General features: G+C 70.4%; 14 protein-coding genes. 5 read left to right on the top strand and 9 right to left on the bottom strand.

Annotated elements, in window-relative coordinates:
* Positions 1-239: 239 nt before the first annotated feature.
* The gene (locus tag ETD86_RS34290; protein WP_138670800.1) at positions 240-5,807 is read right to left on the bottom strand and encodes a WD40 domain-containing protein; all 5,568 of its coding nucleotides are present in this window, start codon (positions 5,805-5,807) and stop codon (positions 240-242) included.
* 166 nt (positions 5,808-5,973) lie between these two features.
* Here ETD86_RS34290 and ETD86_RS34295 point away from each other — a divergent pair, with 166 nt between their 5' ends.
* Positions 5,974-7,146 (top strand): ArsB/NhaD family transporter, encoded by a 1,173-nt coding sequence (locus ETD86_RS34295; protein ID WP_138670801.1) that lies wholly within the window; start codon positions 5,974-5,976, stop codon positions 7,144-7,146.
* A 4-nt stretch (positions 7,147-7,150) separates the two neighbouring features.
* Here ETD86_RS34295 and ETD86_RS34300 read toward each other — a convergent pair whose 3' ends face one another.
* The 4 genes from ETD86_RS34300 to ETD86_RS34315 all read right to left on the bottom strand — a co-directional run bounded on the left by ETD86_RS34300 (position 7,151) and on the right by ETD86_RS34315 (position 9,965).
* A complete protein-coding gene (locus ETD86_RS34300) occupies positions 7,151-7,393 on the bottom strand; it encodes a hypothetical protein (RefSeq protein ID WP_138670802.1) in 243 nt (80 codons plus the stop codon).
* 106 nt (positions 7,394-7,499) lie between these two features.
* On the bottom strand, positions 7,500-8,300 hold the full coding sequence (locus ETD86_RS34305; RefSeq protein WP_138670803.1) for an inositol monophosphatase family protein: 801 nt from the start codon (positions 8,298-8,300) through the stop codon (positions 7,500-7,502).
* A 10-nt stretch (positions 8,301-8,310) separates the two neighbouring features.
* Positions 8,311-8,925 (bottom strand): hypothetical protein, encoded by a 615-nt coding sequence (locus ETD86_RS34310; RefSeq protein ID WP_138670804.1) that lies wholly within the window; start codon positions 8,923-8,925, stop codon positions 8,311-8,313.
* Positions 8,922-9,965 (bottom strand): hypothetical protein, encoded by a 1,044-nt coding sequence (locus tag ETD86_RS34315; RefSeq protein WP_246148636.1) that lies wholly within the window; start codon positions 9,963-9,965, stop codon positions 8,922-8,924. The genes ETD86_RS34310 and ETD86_RS34315 overlap by 4 nt, the downstream gene beginning before the upstream one ends.
* A 148-nt stretch (positions 9,966-10,113) precedes the next feature.
* Here ETD86_RS34315 and ETD86_RS34320 point away from each other — a divergent pair, with 148 nt between their 5' ends.
* Positions 10,114-10,899 carry a class I SAM-dependent methyltransferase gene (locus tag ETD86_RS34320; RefSeq protein WP_138670805.1) on the top strand — a complete coding sequence of 262 codons (786 nt, stop codon included), beginning with the start codon at positions 10,114-10,116 and terminating at the stop codon, positions 10,897-10,899.
* Here ETD86_RS34320 and ETD86_RS34325 read toward each other — a convergent pair.
* Genes ETD86_RS34325 through ETD86_RS34335 form a run of 3 tightly spaced genes read right to left on the bottom strand, consistent with a single transcriptional unit; the run spans position 10,896 to position 14,524 of the window.
* A complete protein-coding gene (locus ETD86_RS34325; RefSeq protein WP_138670806.1) occupies positions 10,896-11,669 on the bottom strand; it encodes a sporulation protein in 774 nt (257 codons plus the stop codon). The two genes, ETD86_RS34320 and ETD86_RS34325, sit on opposite strands and share 4 nt — an antisense overlap.
* Positions 11,670-11,678: 9 nt before the next feature.
* Positions 11,679-12,920: an SPFH domain-containing protein gene (locus ETD86_RS34330; protein ID WP_138670807.1), complete on the bottom strand. Its 1,242-nt coding sequence runs from the start codon at positions 12,918-12,920 to the stop codon at positions 11,679-11,681.
* The gene (locus tag ETD86_RS34335) at positions 12,920-14,524 is read right to left on the bottom strand and encodes an SPFH domain-containing protein (RefSeq protein ID WP_138670808.1); all 1,605 of its coding nucleotides are present in this window, start codon (positions 14,522-14,524) and stop codon (positions 12,920-12,922) included. Before ETD86_RS34335 ends, ETD86_RS34330 begins: the two co-directional genes overlap by 1 nt.
* 256 nt (positions 14,525-14,780) lie before the next feature.
* On the opposite strand from ETD86_RS34335, the gene ETD86_RS34340 reads away from it, so the two are divergent.
* Positions 14,781-15,014, top strand: coding sequence for a helix-turn-helix transcriptional regulator (locus tag ETD86_RS34340; RefSeq protein ID WP_138670809.1), 234 nt, complete (start codon positions 14,781-14,783; stop codon positions 15,012-15,014).
* Between the two features lie 38 nt (positions 15,015-15,052).
* Complete coding sequence (uvrB, locus tag ETD86_RS34345) at positions 15,053-17,164, top strand: excinuclease ABC subunit UvrB (protein ID WP_138670810.1); 2,112 nt, start codon at positions 15,053-15,055, stop codon at positions 17,162-17,164.
* Between the two features lie 52 nt (positions 17,165-17,216).
* Here uvrB and ETD86_RS34350 read toward each other — a convergent pair whose 3' ends face one another.
* Complete coding sequence (locus tag ETD86_RS34350; RefSeq protein ID WP_138670811.1) at positions 17,217-17,978, bottom strand: alpha/beta fold hydrolase; 762 nt, start codon at positions 17,976-17,978, stop codon at positions 17,217-17,219.
* 58 nt (positions 17,979-18,036) lie between these two features.
* Here ETD86_RS34350 and ETD86_RS34355 point away from each other — a divergent pair, with 58 nt between their 5' ends.
* On the top strand, positions 18,037-18,576 hold the full coding sequence (locus ETD86_RS34355; RefSeq protein WP_138670812.1) for a PadR family transcriptional regulator: 540 nt from the start codon (positions 18,037-18,039) through the stop codon (positions 18,574-18,576).
* Positions 18,577-18,682: the final 106 nt, after the last annotated feature.

Raw genomic sequence — 18,682 nt, forward strand, 5'->3', positions numbered from 1 at the left:
GGGTCCGGTCCGCAGCCGGGTCGGGAAGGGGGTCGAGCGTGCCGCGGAAGCCGGGGACGCCGATCAGGATCCCCGCCGCCACGAGGCCGGCCACGCCGACCAGGACAACGGCGATCTTGACCGCCCGCGCCCACCCACGCCAGGAAGCCATACGTGATCCCCTTCGCGATGCTCGGCCCAACCGGAACGATCTGGAGAAGGATCTTTCCATATCTCCCGGCCCGCGCGGCCGCCGGCGATCAGAACGGTGAATCGAGCGGCACCTGCCGCACCGCCGTCAGGTACGGGTCCAGCTCGCCCAGCTCGAACCGCGACATCCCGATGACGTGCCAGAACTGCCCGGCCGGCGTCCCATGGATCTTGTAGCGGCCGTCGGGCGCCAGCGCCGCCCACCCCTCGGGAAGTCCGAGTAACGTGGCCCGCCGCTCGCCTCCCTCCCAGAGGATCACCACGCCGTCGTCGCCGGCGCTGGCCAGCAGATCGGAGGCGGGGCTGAAGGCGAGCGACCACACCCGCCGGGCGTGCCCGGGCAGCTCGTGCAGCCGCCGCCCGCTGGCGGTGTCCCACACCCGCACCATCAGGTCGTCACCCCCGGTGGCCAGGCGGTCGCCGGTGGCGTTGAACGCCACGCTCCACAGCCGCCCGTCGTGCCCGTCGAGCGTGTGCGTCAGCCGAGGCTGCCAGGGCTGGGCCGGGCGCAGCTCCCACACCATGGCCCGGCCGTCGTTGCCGGCGCTGGCCAGGTGTCGCCCGGAGGGGGAGAACGCGACCGCGTACACCCGGTCGGTGTGCCCCTCGAGGGTTGCCACCCGTCCGCCCGAGGCCACGTGCCAGATGCGGACGAGCTTGTCGTCGCAGCCGGTGGCCACGTACGCGCCGTCCGGGCTGAACGCGATCGAGCGCACCCGCCCGCGGTGGTCCATGAGGTTGACCGCCAGCCGCCCGGTCGGCCGATACCACAGCTTGACGCTGTCGTCGTCGTTGGCCGTGGCCAGCATGTTGCCGTCGGGGCTGAACGCCTCGGCCCAGACGTGGTCGGTCTCGGCGTTGAGCTCGCGCTCGTAGTCGCCGGTGATGGCGTTCCACAGGTGCACCCCGCCGTCGTTGCTGGAGGTGGCCAGCACCGGCCCGGCGGGGGAGAACACCGCGGAGATCAGCCGGTCGGACGTGCCGGTGAACTCCCGCAACCGCCGCCCCGTCCGCGGCTCCCACACCCGCACGACGCCGTCGTTGCCGCTGGTCGCCAGCATCGAGCCGTCCGCGCTGAAGCGCACCGACGAGATGCGCCGCCCGTGCCCGCGCAGCACCCGCTGGCACTTGCCCGTCTCCGGGTCCCACAGCCGCACCGTGCCGTCGTTGCTGCTCGTGACGAGCTGACGCCCGTCGGGGCGGTACGCGAACGGCCAGACCGAGCTGCGGTGCCCGGCCAGCTCCACCCGCTGCCCGCCGTCCACCGGCTGCAGCCTGATCACGCCGCTGGAGTCGCCGCTCGCCACCGTGCGCCCGTCCGGGCTGAACGCCACGTGGTAGACGAACGCCGGATGCGTGGTGAGCACCCCGCGTGCCACGCCGTCCACCGGCTCCCACAGGCGGACGCTGCAGGCGGTGTCCCCGCTCGCCAGCAACGAGCCGTCGGGTGAGAACGCCACGCAGTAGACGCTGCCCTGGTGCCCGGTCAGCGTGTGCCGCAGCGCCCACGTCGCGGTGTCCCACACCCTGAGCACGCCTGCCTCGTCGCCGGTGACCAGCAGGTGGCCGCCGGGACTGGTCACCGCGCGGAAGACGCTGCCGTGGTGGCCGTCCAGCGTGCGCGTCTGCTGCCCGGAGGCGAGGTCCCAGACCCGCACCACGCCTGCCGCGTCGCCCGTCACCAGCGCCCCGTGCACGAACGCCGCCGTGAAGATCGGCGCCTGGTGCCCGTCCAGCTCGTGGACCGGCCGCCCGGAGGCGGTCTCCCACACGCGGACGACGCCGTCCCCGCCGCCCGCGGCCACCAGGTCGCCCCCGGGGCTCAGGCGTACCGGCCAGACGCCGTCGGCGTGGCCGGTCAGGGTGTGCAGCAGCTCGCCGGTGAGGGCGTCCCGCAGCAGCACGGCTCCGTCACTGGCGCCGGTGGCCAGCAGGTCGCCCGCGAAGGTGACCGCGTAGACGCGGCCCTGGTGCCCCGGCAGCGTGCGTACGGGCGCGCCGCCGGCGCACAGCAACACGCTGCCGTCCTCGTTGCCGATGGCGATGGTGGCGCCGTCGGGGCTGTAGGCGATCGGCTCGGGCAGGCGGCTGGTCTGGAAGTGGTAGCCGTACGGGACGCCGATGGCGCCCGGGGCGAACTCCACCTCCACCGGCTGCCCGGGCACCACCGCCGCGCCGGGCAGGTGCGGCAGCGTGCCGGTCACGTTGATCAGCGAGGCGCGGTGCCAGCGGGCGCCCTCGACGGCCGCGTCGCTCAGGTTCGCCTGCGCCAGCCGCGCCCCCGACAGGTCCGCGCCGGTCAGGTCGGCTCCGGTCAGCACGGCTCCGTCGAGCCGCGCCCCGATGAGCTTGGCGTCGCGCAGGACGGCCCTGGACAGGTTCGTGCCGGCCAGCGTGGCCTCCGACAGGTCGGCGCCGGTCAGATCGACCTCCCGCAGGTCCCTGGCCGACAGATCCTCGCCCTTGAGGTTCGCGCCGCGCAGGTCGGCGCGGGCGGGGGTGCGCAGCCTGGCCGCGATCTTGACGGCGTTCGCCCTGGACACGTCGTCGCCGGGCGGATCCGCCACCCACGCGCGCAGCGCCCGCACGTCGGCCAGGTCGCACAGGAACTCCACCGTGAGCGCCGACAGCGGTCTGCGGGACACCAACGTGATGTCGTCCTGGGCGATGTGCCGGGCGATCAGCCACTCCATGACCGAGGCGTGGATGAACCCGAACATGCCCTCTTCGGTCCGCACCAGCAGGCTGCCCGACCCCATCGCGTGCGCGGCGTGCGCGGGCGACAGCTGCCCGCCGGCCAGGTCGCTCAGCGTCTCGCCGATCTCGGTCAGCTCGTCCACGCCCAGCAGCGAGTCCCCGGTCTCCCACAGTCGCAGCGCCAGTGCCGTCACCGCCCGCCGCAACTCCTCGGTGGTCAGCGGCGTCACCGAGCCGGGGACCCTGGCCCGCCGCTCCTCGAACGCCAGCCACGAGCCGAGGATCTCCTCGTACAGCAGCGCGGGGCTGATCGTGTGGCGGGCGCCGGCCACCGTGCGCAGCCGGTCGGCGTCGAGGTCGGCGATGAAGCTCAGCATGCGCGGGTTCTGCGCCAGGGCGAGGAGGTCCTTGATCTCGCTCATCAGCGACATGCGGGCCATGGCCTCGGCGCCGTCCTCGAACCTGTTGTCCAGGTAGGAGCGGATCTGGTCGGACGTGAAGTCCTCGACGCTGAGCACCCGCCGCTGCGGCAGCACCCCGACCATCTCGCCGAGCGAGGTCAGCACCTGGCTGTTGGACTTGAAGTGCTGGGTACGGCTGGCCACCACGATCTTCGCCTTGTCCTCGGCCGCCGACAGCAGCGTGGCCAGATGGTCGGCCGCCCGGTCATAGGTCAGCCGGGTCACCAGCTCGTCGAACCCGTCGAACAGCAGCACGATCCGCCCCTGCCGCAGCAGGTAGCGGAACGCCTTGAGGTCGATGAACTCCTCGCCGTGGTTCGCCAGGTGCGCCGCGACCAGGGCGTCCACCGAATGCGCCTTGTCCAGGGCGCGCAGCTCGATGAGGATCGGTGTCAGGTGCGGCAGCTCGGCCGGCATGCGCCGGGCCAGCTCGCGCAGCGCGAACGTCTTGCCGTGCCCGAAGTCGCCGAGCAGCAGCAGGAACCGGCCGTGGTCGGTGGCCAGCAGCCGCATCAGCTCGTCGGTCAGCCCGTGCCTGACCTGGCTGCCCGGCCGGTCCAGCTCGCGGTAGCGCTGTGGCACGTACAGGCCCGGCGGGTAGCGGCGGTCGGTCGTCAGTCTGGCCGTCTGGTCGGAGACGTAGCCGGTCAGATCGAGCAGGCCCTGGAACTCGGTGAAGCTGCGCAGCCGCACCCCCTTGCGCATCAGGTCGTCGCGGACCGCGCGGGGCGCCGGCGGACCCTGGTAGACCAGCTCGGCGGCCAGACCGGTGGCGTGCGCCTGCCGGGCGAAGACGTCGGCCGCCTCCGCGGTCACCTCGCCGGCGTGCGCGCCGATCATCGTCTGGCGGACGAACCCGTCCTCCGGGTGGGTGACCACCAGGTGGGCGGCGAACCTGCGGATCTTGGCCCGTTCGTGCCTGGCCTCGCAGACCTCGGTGATCCGGTCCAGCAGCAGCTCGACCGGGCTGGGCTCGCGCTCGTCCGGCTTGGGCCCGGGCGCCGGGGCGGGTGGGGCCTCACCGGTGAAGGTGGCTCGTGCGGCCCGCCACTTGTACGGCACCGGCTCGGGCGCGCCCGCGTCGGGCCGCCACGTGCGCAGCCCGTCCGCGGTGATCTCCACGACCTGGTGCCGCCCGGCCCGCGGCGCGGCGATCCGCCCTTCGGCGCTCTCCCGGGATCCGCCGTGGAAGAGCAGATTGAGCCGATGCGCGAGCAGCCGTTCGAACGTCGGCGCGTCCCTCAGCTCGCCCGGCGCGTGCCCGATCGCGCCCAGCCGCAACCACGCGCTCTCCTCGTACGGCCGCAGCCGCTCGGCGAACCAGGCCGCCTGCGCCTCACCGAGCAGCGCGTACGCGTCCCGCTCCAGATGGCTCATCGCCATGGTGGAGTTGAGCCCGGCCACGACCACCTTCAGGTCGGGCACCTCGAAGAGTGTCCACGGCTGCCCGCCGTCGAACACCCGGTCGTCCAGCCCCTGGTACACCTCGCCGAACAACCCGGCGAAATGCCGCCACTTGGGCCAGTAGGGCGGTTGCGGGCTCACGTCGTCGGCCTCGCACGTCATGAAATAGGCGCTGGCCGCCGCCTTGGTGACATCGCGCGGCCCCGGCAGCAGCATCAGCCGGTGCGGCTCCAGCCCGATCAGCAGCCGCAGGTCGGTCACGAACCGCGTCGCCTGCCCGAACTGCCCCAGGCTGCCCGACTCGGTCAGGTCGCCGCTGATGACCATCAGGTCGGGGCGGGGCATGCCCCGGTCGTACATGGCGGTCAGGTCCGCCCAGATCCGCGCCTGCATGTCCTCCGGTGTGAACGGGTCGCCCGGATCGGGCAGCGCCCTGCCGAAGCGCGGGCCGCCGATGTGGAGCACGCTGATCGACTCGCGCCCACGGTCGGGGCTCACCGCGGGCGGGAACTTGGGGGCCGCGACCGGCGTGCGGCGCGCCCTGGCCCGCTCGCCGGGCGGCGGCAGCGTCGGCGCGGCCGCCGGCATGCCCGACCCGTCGGGGAACGCCGGGGCCGCCTCGGGCTTGGCCCGGCCCGCCAGCGCCTCCCTGACCCGGCCGAGCAGCAGCGCCCTGGCCTGCCCCGGGTCGGTGACGCCGAGCAGGTCGACCCAGGTGATCGTGGACAGCAGGCCCTCCAGCTGGACGTCCTCCAGCCGGATCGTGACGAGCTTGTTGGAAGGGTTGTCCGGGTCGGCCCGCAGCGCCGCCTGCCACTCCATCCGCCCGTAGCGTGAGGTGAGGTAGTTGCGCGAGAGCACGGCCACCATCAGCTGCGCCTCGCTGACGCCGCGGTCCATGAAGTCGATGAAGTTGGTGCCCGGCACGAAGTCCCAGGCCTGGATCATGGTCTTGTAGCCCGCCGCCTCGAGCTCCCAGGCGATCCACGTCGCCCACGCCGTGTCGGCCGGGGAGTAGCTGACGAAGATCTCGGTCGGCCTGCCGTCACGTGACATGCCCCCAGTATCCCCGCGAACGAGCGCCGTCGCCTGGAGGAGCGGCGGGAGCGGAGCGGTCAGAGCGGGGGAAGGCGGCGGCATGTGGCGAGTGAGCCGCCTCACGGAGTGAGGCCATGGAGACAGCGCCGTCGGCGTTTTGGGGACTGTGTGCGATCATCGACGGGTGTGGCGGCGCTTTGGGGTGCTCGACTGGATCAGGATCGGGCTGCTCGTTCTGGGTCTGGTCTCCGTGCCGGTCGGGCTGCTCCCCTGGGAGGCCGCCGCTGAGAGCCTGGACGACATCGGGCCCCTGCTGATCTTCCTGGTCGCCATCATCGTGCTGGCCGAGCTCACCAAGGAGGCCCAGGTCTTCGACGCCATCGCGGCGAGGATGGCGGTCCTGGGCCGTGGTAATTACGCCGCACTCTTCTTTCTTTGTGTCGCTTTCGCATCTTTTATCACGATATTTCTGAATCTGGATACCACGGCGGTGCTCCTCACCCCCGTCATGCTCGCCCTGGCCCCCAAAGCCCGCATCGCCGCCCTTCCCCTGGCCATGACCACGATCTGGCTGGCCAACACGGCGAGCCTGCTGCTGCCCGTCTCCAACCTGACGAACCTCCTCGGCATGGAGAAGATCGGCCTGGACGCGCAGGAGTTCGCCGCCCGTATGTGGGCGCCGCAGATCGCCTCCATCGCGGTGACGATGGTGTTCCTGTGGGTGTTCTTCTGGCGGCGGGGCGAGCGGCGCGACCTGCGGTACACGCCGCCGGTGCTGGAGCCGGTGGCCGACCGGGTGTTGTTCGCGGCCGCCTCGGCCGGGTGCCTGCTGTTCATCGTGCTGCTGCTGCTCAAGGCGCATGTGGCGGTCGCCGCCACCGCGGCCGCTGCGATCGTGGTGGGAGCCTTCCTGGTGCGCGCCCGTGAGCGTCTGACCTGGAGCCTGATCCCGTGGCAGCTGGTGATCTTCGTGACCGGGCTGTTCCTGGTCGTCCCGATGCTGAGCAGGAACGGTCTGTCGGATCTGATGACGTGGATGATCGGCGCCGACGGCGATCCTTACCGCACGGCCGCCGTGGGCGCGGGGCTGTCCAACCTGATCAACAATCTGCCCGCCTATCAGGCCGTCGAGACGGTCATCCCGGCCGCCGAGCGGGACCGTCTGCTGTCCCTGCTGGTCGGCACCAACGTGGGGCCGGTCGTGACGCCATGGGCGTCGCTGGCCACGCTGTTGTGGTTCGAGTCGTGCCGCCGCAACGGGGTCAAGGTGCCGATGCGTCGCTTCCTGCTCACCGGCACGGGGCTGGCCGTCGTGGGGCTGGCCGCCACGGTGTGGGCGCTGGTCGCGTTCGGCTGAGCCGTCAGGCGGCGGCCAGGGCGTAGGCGCCGACGACGGCGGTCAGGGCCCAGCGCATCCGCACCACGTACGTCTCGGGGTGGTCGCCGGTCTCCTGCGCCACGTACGCCGCGCACCACGCGGGGTCGCCGCCGCACGCGCACAGCCGCTCGTCCACGGCCTCGCGGATCTGGCAGGGGGACAGCTCGTCGGACGGCTGCAGGGCGGTCGTGAAGAGCACCTGCGCCAGGTCGGTCGTGGTCATCATGTCGGGCTCCTCTTCCACTTGTGCCGTTCTCGGGCACCCTCTAAATAGACATCGAACGGCAGAGGAACTCATCGACATTCGACACACATCATTCGTGCAATTTTCCTCATTGGACGAGCGCGAGGAGCCCGGGGATGGCGCGCGGGTGGGCGGCGACGAAGCTGCGCTGCTCGGCGGTGGTGTCGATGCAGGCCTCGAACGGGTCGCCGTCCAGTGTCCTGATCTCGATGCCCGCCTCCTGGGCGAGCAGCGCGCCCGCCGGCAGATCCACCAACTCGGCCCGGTAGGCGACGATGCCGTCGATGTCGCCGCGCGCCAGCATCGCCCACGACAGCAGCGGCGCCCACAGTTGCAGCACCCTGCGCGCGTGGAGCTCCAGTGTCTGCTTCAGCGCGCGCACGGTGGCGTCGCCTCTGCTCACCCCGTGCCCCTGGGTCCAGGCCAGCAGCGGCCCGTGCGGGCCCGGCGCGTACGGTGGCGCCAGGCGTACCCCTCCGGACGAGAGCGCGCCGCGCCCTCTGACGGCCGACCACGTCTGGGCGGAGACCGGATCGTGCACCACGCCCAGCACCGGCAGCCCGTCCCGGCACAGCGCCACCCCCACCACGAACGCGGACAGCCCGATCGCGACGTTGTTGGTGCCGTCCAGCGGGTCGACCAGCCACGTCCACTCGCCGCCCGCGTCTCCGACCAGCCCCGACTCCTCGGCGATCACCGAGTGCGAGGGGTAGGCCGTCAGAATGCGCTCCAGCAGCAGCTTCTCCGAAGCCAGGTCGAGATCGGTGACCACGTCGCCCCCCTCGCCCTTGGCGCGCACTCCGAGCGCGCCGCGCGTGCCCTCCATGAGCAGCGCCCCGGCGGCCTCGGCGGCTTCGACGGCGACCGTGCGAGCGTGGTCCAGGTCCATCGGGGTCCCCTCAGGTCAGGTGCGCGGTGATCAGTCGTACGGCCAGGGCCGTCTCGGCGGCGTCCAGCGGCTGCCTGGACACGTGGTGCGGGCCCGTGCCCAGAGGGCCGAGCGACAGGTCGCGGCTGCCGGGCCGGCCCCGCCCCAGCGCGATCGTGGCCGCCTCGCCGCCCTCCGGGACGACGCTGCTGTGGAAGCGGCCGGACGGCAGCGTGTAGGTGTCACCGGGACCGAACACCTCCACCTGCCCGGTCGCGTGCCGCACGGTGCGGCCGGTCGGCGAGATGCGGTCGCCGTCGGCCCCGCTGACGACTTCGAACACCCGGTGGGTGGCATCCTGGTCGGCGTCGGTGACCACCGCGTGCACGTTGCGCATCTGGCCGTAGAGCACGTGGCTCACCAGGTCCCAGCTGTGGCAGTGGATCTGCGAGGTCGTGCTCTCGGCGTGCACGAGCGAGTCGGACCACAGGTGCAGGCATACCCCCTCGCCGCCGTTCCGCTCCAGCGGCAGGCAGACGAACCCGAGCGGGTGGCGCACCGCGGTCACCGGACCGGCCAGCACCTCGAGGGCCCACGCCCTGGCCTGGCCCTCGCGTAACAGCTGACGCACGCCGTGGTAGCTCATGGCCCGCCGTACGGATCCACGGCACGCAGCGCCTTACGGGCGATGTCCACGACGTCATGGCCGTTGTAGGACTTGGGCAGAGGCATCCCGATGCGCTCGAACAACTCCTGCACCTCCTCGATGGTGGGCTCGTCGCTCAGCGGCGCCTTCTTGTACATCTCCAGGGGCACCCGCCGCGCCTGCTCGAAGCTGAGCCGCAGCTCGGTGTCGCAGTTCTCGTAGTAGAACGTGCCCGCCAGCGCCGTCATCGCCATGTTCGGGTCCTCGACCGTCATGATCAGGCGGGTGGTGGACAGGTCCCAGCGGAACGTCGTCATCGTCCGCGACAGGCCCACCGCGATGTCGAGCAGGCCGTAGCGCTGCCGGTGCCAGAAGGCGGCCAGGATCGTCGCGTACGACTCCTTCCTGACCCGGTCGGTGGTCCACGTCTCGCCGGTGCCGTCGGGCACGTCGGACAGCGAGCGGCGGTAGTGCGCGTACGTCTCGCACACCCCGGCGTCGGTCGGGTCGATCACCTCGACCCGCACCGTGAGGTGGCGCTTGTCCCTGCGGGCCGCCGCCACGCACAAGGGGAGCGTGACCGCGCGCAGGTAAGTGCCGGTGCCGCCCTTGAAGCTCCACCTGACGGTGTCCTTGCGTGCCTCGGCGTGCGACTGGGCGATCTCCTGCCTGCTGGCCAGCACCCGGACCAGCTGCAGCGCGTCCAGGGCCCGGCGGGTGCTGTGAGCCAGCGTCTCGATCTGCTCCAGGCGGGCCAGCCGCACCGGCAGCTCCTGCAGCGCGCCCGACGTGATGGTCTTCTCGACCGGGGCCTGGCGGGCGCGGTCCCGCAGCAGCGCGGTGGCGACCAGCGCCAGGATGACCAGGGTGGCGGCGCTGACGAGCTGGGCCTGGACCTTGTCGCCGGAGCTGCCGAAGATCTCGTCGGGCATGATGCCCAGCACGCCGACCACGATGGCCAGCCCCAGCGCGATGGCGCCGTCGGCGTTTCTGGCCGCCCATGGGGCAGTCCGCTTCAACGCCGCCATGAACCGTGCCATCGCTCGCCCCGCCGTTCGACGATCAATCAGTCCCCGAGGTCATGGTAACGACCGCGCCATGCGACCACCAGAGAACGATCACCTAGCGGAAGATGCCGCTGAATATTGCCTCGAGACCGGATCGGCCGCGTCGGTAGGATCCCGGGGCATGATCATGGATCCTCACGTGCTCGGTTACTACGAACGCGGGGGCGAGCTGACCCGGTTGCGGCACGGTCGCAACCGGCTGGAGTTCCTGCGCACGCGCGACGTGCTGCTGCGCAGCCTGCCGCCGGCGCCCGCACGGGTGCTCGACGTGGGCGGGGGCACGGGCGTGCACGCCGAATGGCTGGCGGCGGAGGGATACGAGGTCGAGCTGATCGACCCCGTGCCGCTGCACGTCAGGGAGGCCTCCACACTGCCCGGCGTGACCGCGCGCCTGGGCGACGCCCGCGACCTGCCGGCCCCGGACGGGGAGGCGGACGTCGCGCTGTTGCTGGGGCCGCTCTACCACCTGCCCGAGCGCGCCGACCGGCTGCGCGCCCTGACGGAGGCCCGCCGCGCCGTGCGCCCGGGCGGGCTGGTGGCGGTGGCGTTCATCAGCCGGTACGCCGCCCTCCACGACAGCGTTTACCGGGGATACCTCACCCGCGAGGAGCAGCGTGCGGCCGAGTACCACGCGCTCGAGACAGGAGTGATCATCTCGCCCCGGGCGGGAGGGTTCCGCGGTTACCTCCACGAGCCCGGGGAGATCCTGGGCGAGTTCGCCGACGCCGGACTGCCCGAGCCGCGCCGCTACGGCCTGGAGGGCGCGTTCTGGCTCTACGGCGACATCGACGACTGGCTGGACGACGACGAGCGGCGCGAGCTGCTGCTCGACGCCGCCCGCCGCCTGGAGTCCGAGCCTTCACTCCTCGGAGTCAGCGGCCACCTCCTGGCGGTCACGACTGTCTAGAACCATCCGCGGTGGCGGGCCATCTGCTCCAGTCCCCGCTGCAGGGCGCCGTCCGCCGACTGCGCGGGGTCGTCGTAGCGGACCGTGAACCGGTTGTAGGCGTCGTGGCTGGAGGTCAGGAAGCCACCCCGCTTGTCGGCCTCAAGGATGACGTCCATCTGCCGCGCCCCGGCGATGAAGGTCAGCTCCAGCTCGTTGAAGTACCGCCGCCACTGCCCGCCGGCGTAGTACTCGATCTCCTGGAAGAACGGCATCGTCGAGCCGTACAACGTGCCGCGTTCGAGGTCGGCCTTCTTGTAGCGGAAGCCCAACCGGTCGAGCGCGCCGATGACGTGCTCCTGGGCCGGTAGCGGACTGACGAACAGCGGGTCGAGGTCGCCCTTGTCGAGCGCGCCCGCCAGCGCCAGCTCCGTCTGCACGCCCAGCTTCATGCCGTGCAGCGGGTGCCCGGCGATCGCGCTGATCGGCGTCTCCCACGGCATCATGATCTCGAAGGTCTGCTGGTGCTGCGCGCCCTTGGCCAGCTGGAACGTCCCCGCCACCTGCTGGCGCAGGAAGCTGTAGGTGGTCTTGTACTCGTTGTCGCCCGACTCGACCTCGACCACCGCGGTCAGGTCGATGTAGATGCCCTCGACCTTGTAATCGGAGTTGCCGCCGCGGAAGTGCACGACGCCGCGCAGCGGCTCGCCGGGGCGCACGCCCGTGTTGGTCAACACCGTGTCAACCTCGACGCCCGCGCCGAACGCGGCCATCAACTTGCGGAACACCATGGGGTTCTCCTATGCGGAAGGTGTGTGGCCGTTCACTTGGCCGGTTCCCGTGCCCGAGATGCGGGGGAGCAACTGGGCCAGGATGAGTGTGGAAAGCGCGGAGTCCGCCTGCCCCTGCTGGGTGCGTACGACCAGCGCCTGGGGCGCGTTCTCCGCCAGTTTGGCGCCTACGTCGAGGCGCTTGCGGGCCAGCTCGTACTGCAGCACGGCCCGGTTGTCCCGGTACGACTCGGCCAGCCGGCGCAGCGCCTTGGCCTCGTTCTCGGCGGAGGTCAGGTCGGCCCTGCCCCGCGCCTCGATCTCCCACGTCACCCGCTGCGCCTCGGTCTCCTGCTCCTCCAGCATGCGTGCCACGTTCTTGCGCGCGTTGTTGTGGGCGGCCTTGACCTCGACGACGCGGGCGTCACGGGTCTTCTTGGAGCGCTCGATCTCCATCAGCAGGGTGTCGATGCGGCGCTTGCGGGTCAGCTCCCACTCGCGCTCGTACGCCGACAGCTCCTTGGCCACCTTCTCGCGGGTGGCCAGGTGCTGCTGGTACTGGTCGGGCAGCTGCACGTCGGGGATGTTCGCGCCCGTGATGCGCACGCCGTAGCGGCCGAGCTGGCGGTTGAGCGCCTCCTGCATGTCACCGACGTCGGAGCCGCGCAGGTCGTACGCGCGCTCGGTGTTGACCCTGCGACTGCGCTGCCTGATGGCGTCCTGCACCGCGCTGGACAGCACCAGGTCGAAGTTGCCCGCGCCGATCGTGCGCACGAAGGCGACCGGGTCGACGATGCGGAACTTCAGGAAGAACTCGATCGACTTCAGCGGCACGTTCTCGGCCGTGGGGCAGGCCACGATCGGCGCCGAGTACGGGATCTCCGTGGAGGTGTCGACGACCGCGTCCACCCGGTCCCACGGCAGCCACAGGTAGTGGCGGCCCGGCGGGAGCGTGCCGGTGATGGCGCCCCATCGGCTGCGTACGCCGGTGGTGCCCTCCTCGATCTCGATGATCGCCTTGCGCCACATCGTGACCGCCGCCAGCAGCAGCAGGGCCAGCGCCAGCAGCGCCGCGATGATCGTGAAGTCGGTCAGCGCCGCCATGCCGGCGAAGTACAGCGCCAGGAACACCAGCGACATCCACGCGAAGCCGCGCCGGTCCTTGGGGATGACGACGGGCACGAGCTGCCCTTGCTCGCCGCCACGCAGGAGCTGGCGGATCTCACCCCAGGAGGCGAGCGATTCCTTGATCTTCGAGAACTCGCGTGTCATCAGATCTCCCCCTTGCCCGGCAGCAGGCGTTGGACGGTGCGCTCCAGGTCCGCGTCCGGCTCTGGCGGGGCCTGGGGCTCGGTCACGTCGGCGGCGGCCTTCTTGAGCAGGGCGGCGATCTCGGACTCGCGGCTGGCCACGCGGGCACCGATCTCGTCGAGCCTGCTGCGGATGGCGGCCATGTCCTCGGCCGAGAACAACGCCGCCCCCTTGCCGCCCACCAGCTGCTGGGCCAGGGCCAGGAAGTCGATGTCGGTCTGCTCGCCGACCTGCACCACCTGCGGCAGCCTGGTGGCGACCGACTCCAGCTTGGTCAGCAGGTCCTGCTGGAAGCGGTAGTCGAGGATCTCGGGCGCCTCGGCGGCCGAGAGCGCCCTGATGTCGAGCGCCTGCGCCTCCAGGAGCGCGGCGTTGGCGTTGGCCGTGGATTCGGCCTCGACCAAGCGCTGCCTCGCCTGTGCCTTGGCCTGGTGGCTGGCGCGTTCGAGCGCGGTGTCCATGCGTGCCTGGTAACCGGCGATCTCCGCCTGGATGGCGCTCAGCGTCTCCTGCAGCCCGGCCAGCTCCTTGATCAGGTCGCCCTCGTTCTGCTCCTTGCGCAGTTGCAGCTCGTACTCGTAGGTGTAGGCCTCCTTGGCGACGCGGACCATCTCAGGGGCGGCCAGGTCCATGCGGTACTCCTGGCTGGACGGCTCCGCGTGGGTGATGTTCACGTCGGTGAGCCGTACGGCGGGGAGGAACTGCTGGTTGAGGCTCTCCAGCATGCCCAGCGTGCTCTCGCCCACCAGGTCGTAGATCTCCTCGGCCCGCTGGGCGTAGATGAGGGAGCGGGTGACCTCGCTGATGGCGTTCTGCAGCTTGGACTGGAAGCCGCTGACCGAGCCGAGCACGAAGATGAACTCCGCCGGGTTCTCGATCCTGAACTGCAGGAACAGGTCCACGCTGGCCTTGACGCCCTGCTGGGTCGGCGCCTCGCTGATCGGCGCGTTGAACGGGTACTCGCGGGTGGTGTTGACGATGTAGCTGACCCGCTTCCACGGGTTGAACAGCGTCACCCGGCCCGGGTCCGCGATGTGCACCAGCTTGCCGAACTGCGTGATCAGCGCCTTGCAGCCCTCGGGCACCATCACCACGCTGCGCCGCCACCACAGGAACACGGCGGCCAGGACCAGCACCACCCAGTAGTGCGGCCCGAAGATCAGGTCGGTGTTCGGGATGACATTGCCGAGCGCGCCGATCAGGCCGAGCACCACCAGGATGCCCAGCGGCACGATCACCTTCGCGGTGCTGCCCTTGGGGATCACCACCGGTGAGATGACGTGCATGCCGTTCTCGGCGAAGCTGCGGTTGACGATCTCGCCGGCCTCGTTCAGCGATGCCGACCGGGCCTCGATGAGGGTGCCGATGGAGGCGCCCCCGTCACGCGCGGCGGCGAAGTCGTGCGGGTTCAGCGCGAAGCCGCGTCCCTGGCCGGTCAGTTGCCCCGCCTGGTCGACGACCTGGCCCACGGCCTGCCCCATCGCCTGTCGTACATCACCCCCTTGGGCGACCGCTTGGGCTATGCCCTGACCTGCCTGGATCAGTGCCTCTCTGGGTCGTGACATGGAACCTTCCTTTTCCGCTACAGGCGAATCCGACCGTATCGGGTGTGACTTGCTGTTCGCTTGCAATGTCCTGTCACAGATCTATTGCGCCTCGTAGTAGATATGCTATCTATGTACTAGATGTACTACTTGGAGGTCTCGTGGGGGCAATAAGAGAGCTCGAAGGCGGCCACGTGCGGGTGCTCGGCACCGAGCCGACCCGCGGCGGCGAGGGCCGGCGGGCACGTCAGCGGTTCGGCTGAGAAGATACGCGGTGATGAGCGAGACCGTCTTCAACCGCATCGCGCTGCTGCGCGCAGAGCGGAAGGTGACCCGCAGGCAGCTGTCCGATGCCTTGGGCGTCCACTACCAGACCATCGGCTACCTGGAACGGGGGGAGTACAGCCCGAGTCTTTACCTGGCGCTGAAGATCGCCGAATACTTCGAGGTGCCCGTCGAGATCGTCTTCTCCACCACCCCGTTCCCCCGGATCGGGGAGCGGTCGGCCTGAGCGCGGATTCTGTCAGCGGCGCCGCCTACAGTGGCAACATGCGACCGGTCACAGATTTGCAGCGGAAGGTGGCGCCCTTCGAGGTCGTCACCGAGATGACTCCCTCCGGCGACCAGCCGACGGCCATCGCCGAGCTGGAGCGCCGCGTCAAGGCCGGGGAGAAGGACAATGTCCTGCTGGGGGCCACCGGCACCGGCAAGACGGCCACGATCGCCTGGCTGATCGAGCGGCTGCAGCGGCCCACGCTGGTCATGCAGCCCAACAAGACGCTCGCCGCCCAGTTCGCCAACGAGCTGCGCGAGATGTTGCCCAACAACGCGGTGGAATACTTCGTCTCCTACTACGACTACTACCAGCCCGAGGCGTACGTCCCGCAGAGCGACACCTATATCGAGAAGGACTCCTCGATCAACGACGAGGTCGAGCGGCTGCGCCACTCGGCCACCAACTCGCTGCTCACCCGCAGGGACACGATCGTGGTCGCCTCCGTGTCCTGCATCTATGGCCTGGGCACTCCGCAGGAATACGTCGACCGGATGGCCAGGCTGCGCGTCGGCATGGACGTCGACCGCGACCAGCTGCTGCGCCGCCTGGTCGACATGCAGTACACGCGTAACGACCTCGCCTTCACCCGCGGCACGTTCCGGGTGCGCGGCGACACGATCGAGATCATCCCGAAGTACGAAGAGCTCGCCGTGCGCATCGAGATGTTCGGCGACGAGATCGAGAAGCTCTCCACCATGCACCCGCTGACCGGCGAGGTCATCACCGAGGACGAGGAGCTCTACATCTTCCCCGCCTCCCACTACGTCGCCGGTGAGGCACGCATGGCGTCCGCGGTCGCGGGCATCGAGGCGGAGCTGGCCGAGCGGCTGTCGGAGCTGGAGCGGCAGGGCAAGCTGCTGGAGGCGCAGCGGCTGCGGATGCGGACCACGTACGACATCGAGATGATGCGGCAGATCGGCACCTGCTCCGGCATCGAGAACTACTCGCGGCACATGGACGGGCGCGAGGCCGGCAGCGCGCCCAACACGCTGCTCGACTACTTCCCGGAGGACTTCCTTCTGGTCCTCGACGAGTCGCACCAGACCGTGCCGCAGATCGGCGCCATGTACGAAGGTGACGCCTCCCGTAAGCGCACACTGGTCGAGCACGGGTTCCGGCTGCCGTCGGCGCTGGACAACCGGCCGCTGAAGTGGGAGGAGTTCCTGGAGCGCATCGGGCAGACCGTCTACCTGTCGGCCACACCGGGGCCGTACGAGCTGGGGCGGGCCAAGGGCGAGGTCGTCGAGCAGGTCATCCGCCCGACCGGCCTGGTCGACCCGCAGATCGTCGTCAAGCCCACCAAGGGGCAGATCGACGACCTGGTGCACGAGATCCGCGAGCGCGCGGAGCGGGACGAGCGCGTGCTGGTCACCACGCTGACGAAGAAGATGTCCGAGGACCTCACCGACTACCTCCTGGAGCTCGGCATCCGGGTCCGTTACCTGCACAGCGAGGTCGACACGCTGCGCCGCATCGAGCTGCTGCGCGAGCTGCGCACGGGCGAGTTCGACGTGCTGGTCGGCATCAACCTGCTGCGCGAGGGCCTCGACCTGCCCGAGGTGTCACTGGTGGCGATCCTGGACGCCGACAAGGAGGGCTTCCTGCGCTCCGAGACGTCCCTGATCCAGACCATCGGCCGCGCCGCCCGTAACGTGTCCGGCGAGGTCCACATGTACGCCGACAAGGTCACCCCGTCCATGGAGCGGGCGATCGACGAGACCAACCGGCGGCGGGCCAAGCAGATCGCCTACAACGAGGCCAACGGCCTCGACCCGCAGCCACTGCGCAAGAAGATCGCCGACATCCTGGACTCGCTGCAGCGCGAGGACGCCGACACCGACAAGCTGCTGGGCGGCGGAGGCCGTCAGCAGTCGCGCGGCAAGGCGCCCATGCCCGGGTTCGCGTCGCGGCAGGCCGGGCAGCACGCCAAGGCCATCGCGGGCGAGATGCCGCGGGCGCAGATGGAGTCGTTGATCGAGTCGCTGACCGAGCAGATGCATCAGTCGGCGGCCGACCTGCAGTTCGAGGTGGCGGCGCGATTGCGGGACGAGATCAAGGAGCTCAAGCGCGAGCTGCGCGACATGCGCGAGGCCGGGGTGCAGTAAGGGCCCGCGACCGCCTGCGGCGGCCGACCGCCCGCGACGGCGCCACATGGGCCTATGGGAGAAGGGTCCTGAGCGTTTGGGCAAAGGCCTCCGGGTTGTCCAGCATGATGTTGTGGCCGGACTCGGGAATGCCGAGGACCTGGACGCCGGCCGCCCGCAGGCTGTCGGCGTTCTCCGGGGGGTCACCCTCCGGGTGCAGAAAGGCTCGGGGGATGGGAAGGGCCTTGAGTATCTCGCGCATCGTGGGATCGGTGCCTTGCGCGAGGCTGACGGCGGTGCGGTGCAGGGCGCGCAGATCCGCCAGCCGCATCGTGGACCACCAGTGCGGCCCCACCCGGTCACGGACCTCCTTCCACCCGTGCGCGACGAACTCCTCCTCCGTGTAGCTCCCGAGGCCGCTGCTGCCAGGCCGTACGGGGACCACGGAGTACGGGTCGAGGTTGGCGTCCACGAGGATCAGGTCGGCGACCAGCTCGGGATGGTGGGCGGCCAGGATGATGGCCACCGCCCCGCCCATGCTGTGGGCGATCACCGACGCACCCGCGACCCCGGCCTTGCCCAGTGCCACGGCCAGCGCGTCGGCGTGGGCCTCGAGCGTGTAGGAGAAGTCCTGCGGCCGATCGCTGATGCCGAAGCCGAGCAGGTCGATCAGGAGCGAGCGGTGGCGCGTCAGTATCGGGTGGGCCGCGACTTCCGCGTAGTAGGGGGCCGAGGTGGCGCCCAGGCCGTGTACGTACACACGGGCCGGCTCCACACCCGGCAGCTCCACCCAGCGTATGCGGGCCCCGCTGGGGTGGACGATGGCGTCGTGCATGACAGCCTCCTTATGTATCGAGGTCAATATATATCGGATCCGAGGTATACTCGTCGACATGCTGGAGCTGGCGATACTCGGGTTCCTCAGGGACCGGCCCTTACACGGATACGACCTGCGTAAACGTGTGGCGGCGCTGATGGGACACGTGCGTCCGGTGGCCGACGGCACGCTCTACCCGGCGATCAAACGGATGGCCGCGGCCGGGTGGTTGACCAGGAAGGACGAGCCGGGGGCGGTGGCCGCGCCGCGGCGGATGCTCTACCTGACGGACGAGGGGCGTGCGGAGCTGGAGCGGCGGCTGCGGGATCCGGACGATCTCGACATCAGCGACGAGAACCGGTGGTTCACGCTCTTGGCGTTCCTCCGCCAGCTGGACGAGCCCAAGGAGCAGGCCGCCGTGCTGCGCAGGCGGCTGGCGTTCCTGGAGGAGCCGACCAGCTTCTTCTACGACGGGGACCGGCCGATGGCGGCTGAGGAGTTCGGGGATCCCTTCCGGCAGGGGCTACTGACCATCGCCCACGCCACGAGCCAGGCCGAGCTGGCCTGGCTCCGCGCCACCATCGACGCCCTGGTTGCCCTCGACGGTTCGGCCTGACTCGCCCGCCCTTCTGACGTCCGCCCCTGAAAGTGACGGCGATGCCTGGCGGCTCTGACAGTCGTGCCGCTGTCTGGATGGGGAGCCGGCGGCTGTGCCGGCCGAG

The organism is Nonomuraea turkmeniaca (assembly GCF_005889735.1).
In the GTDB taxonomy this organism is placed as follows: domain Bacteria; phylum Actinomycetota; class Actinomycetes; order Streptosporangiales; family Streptosporangiaceae; genus Nonomuraea; species Nonomuraea turkmeniaca.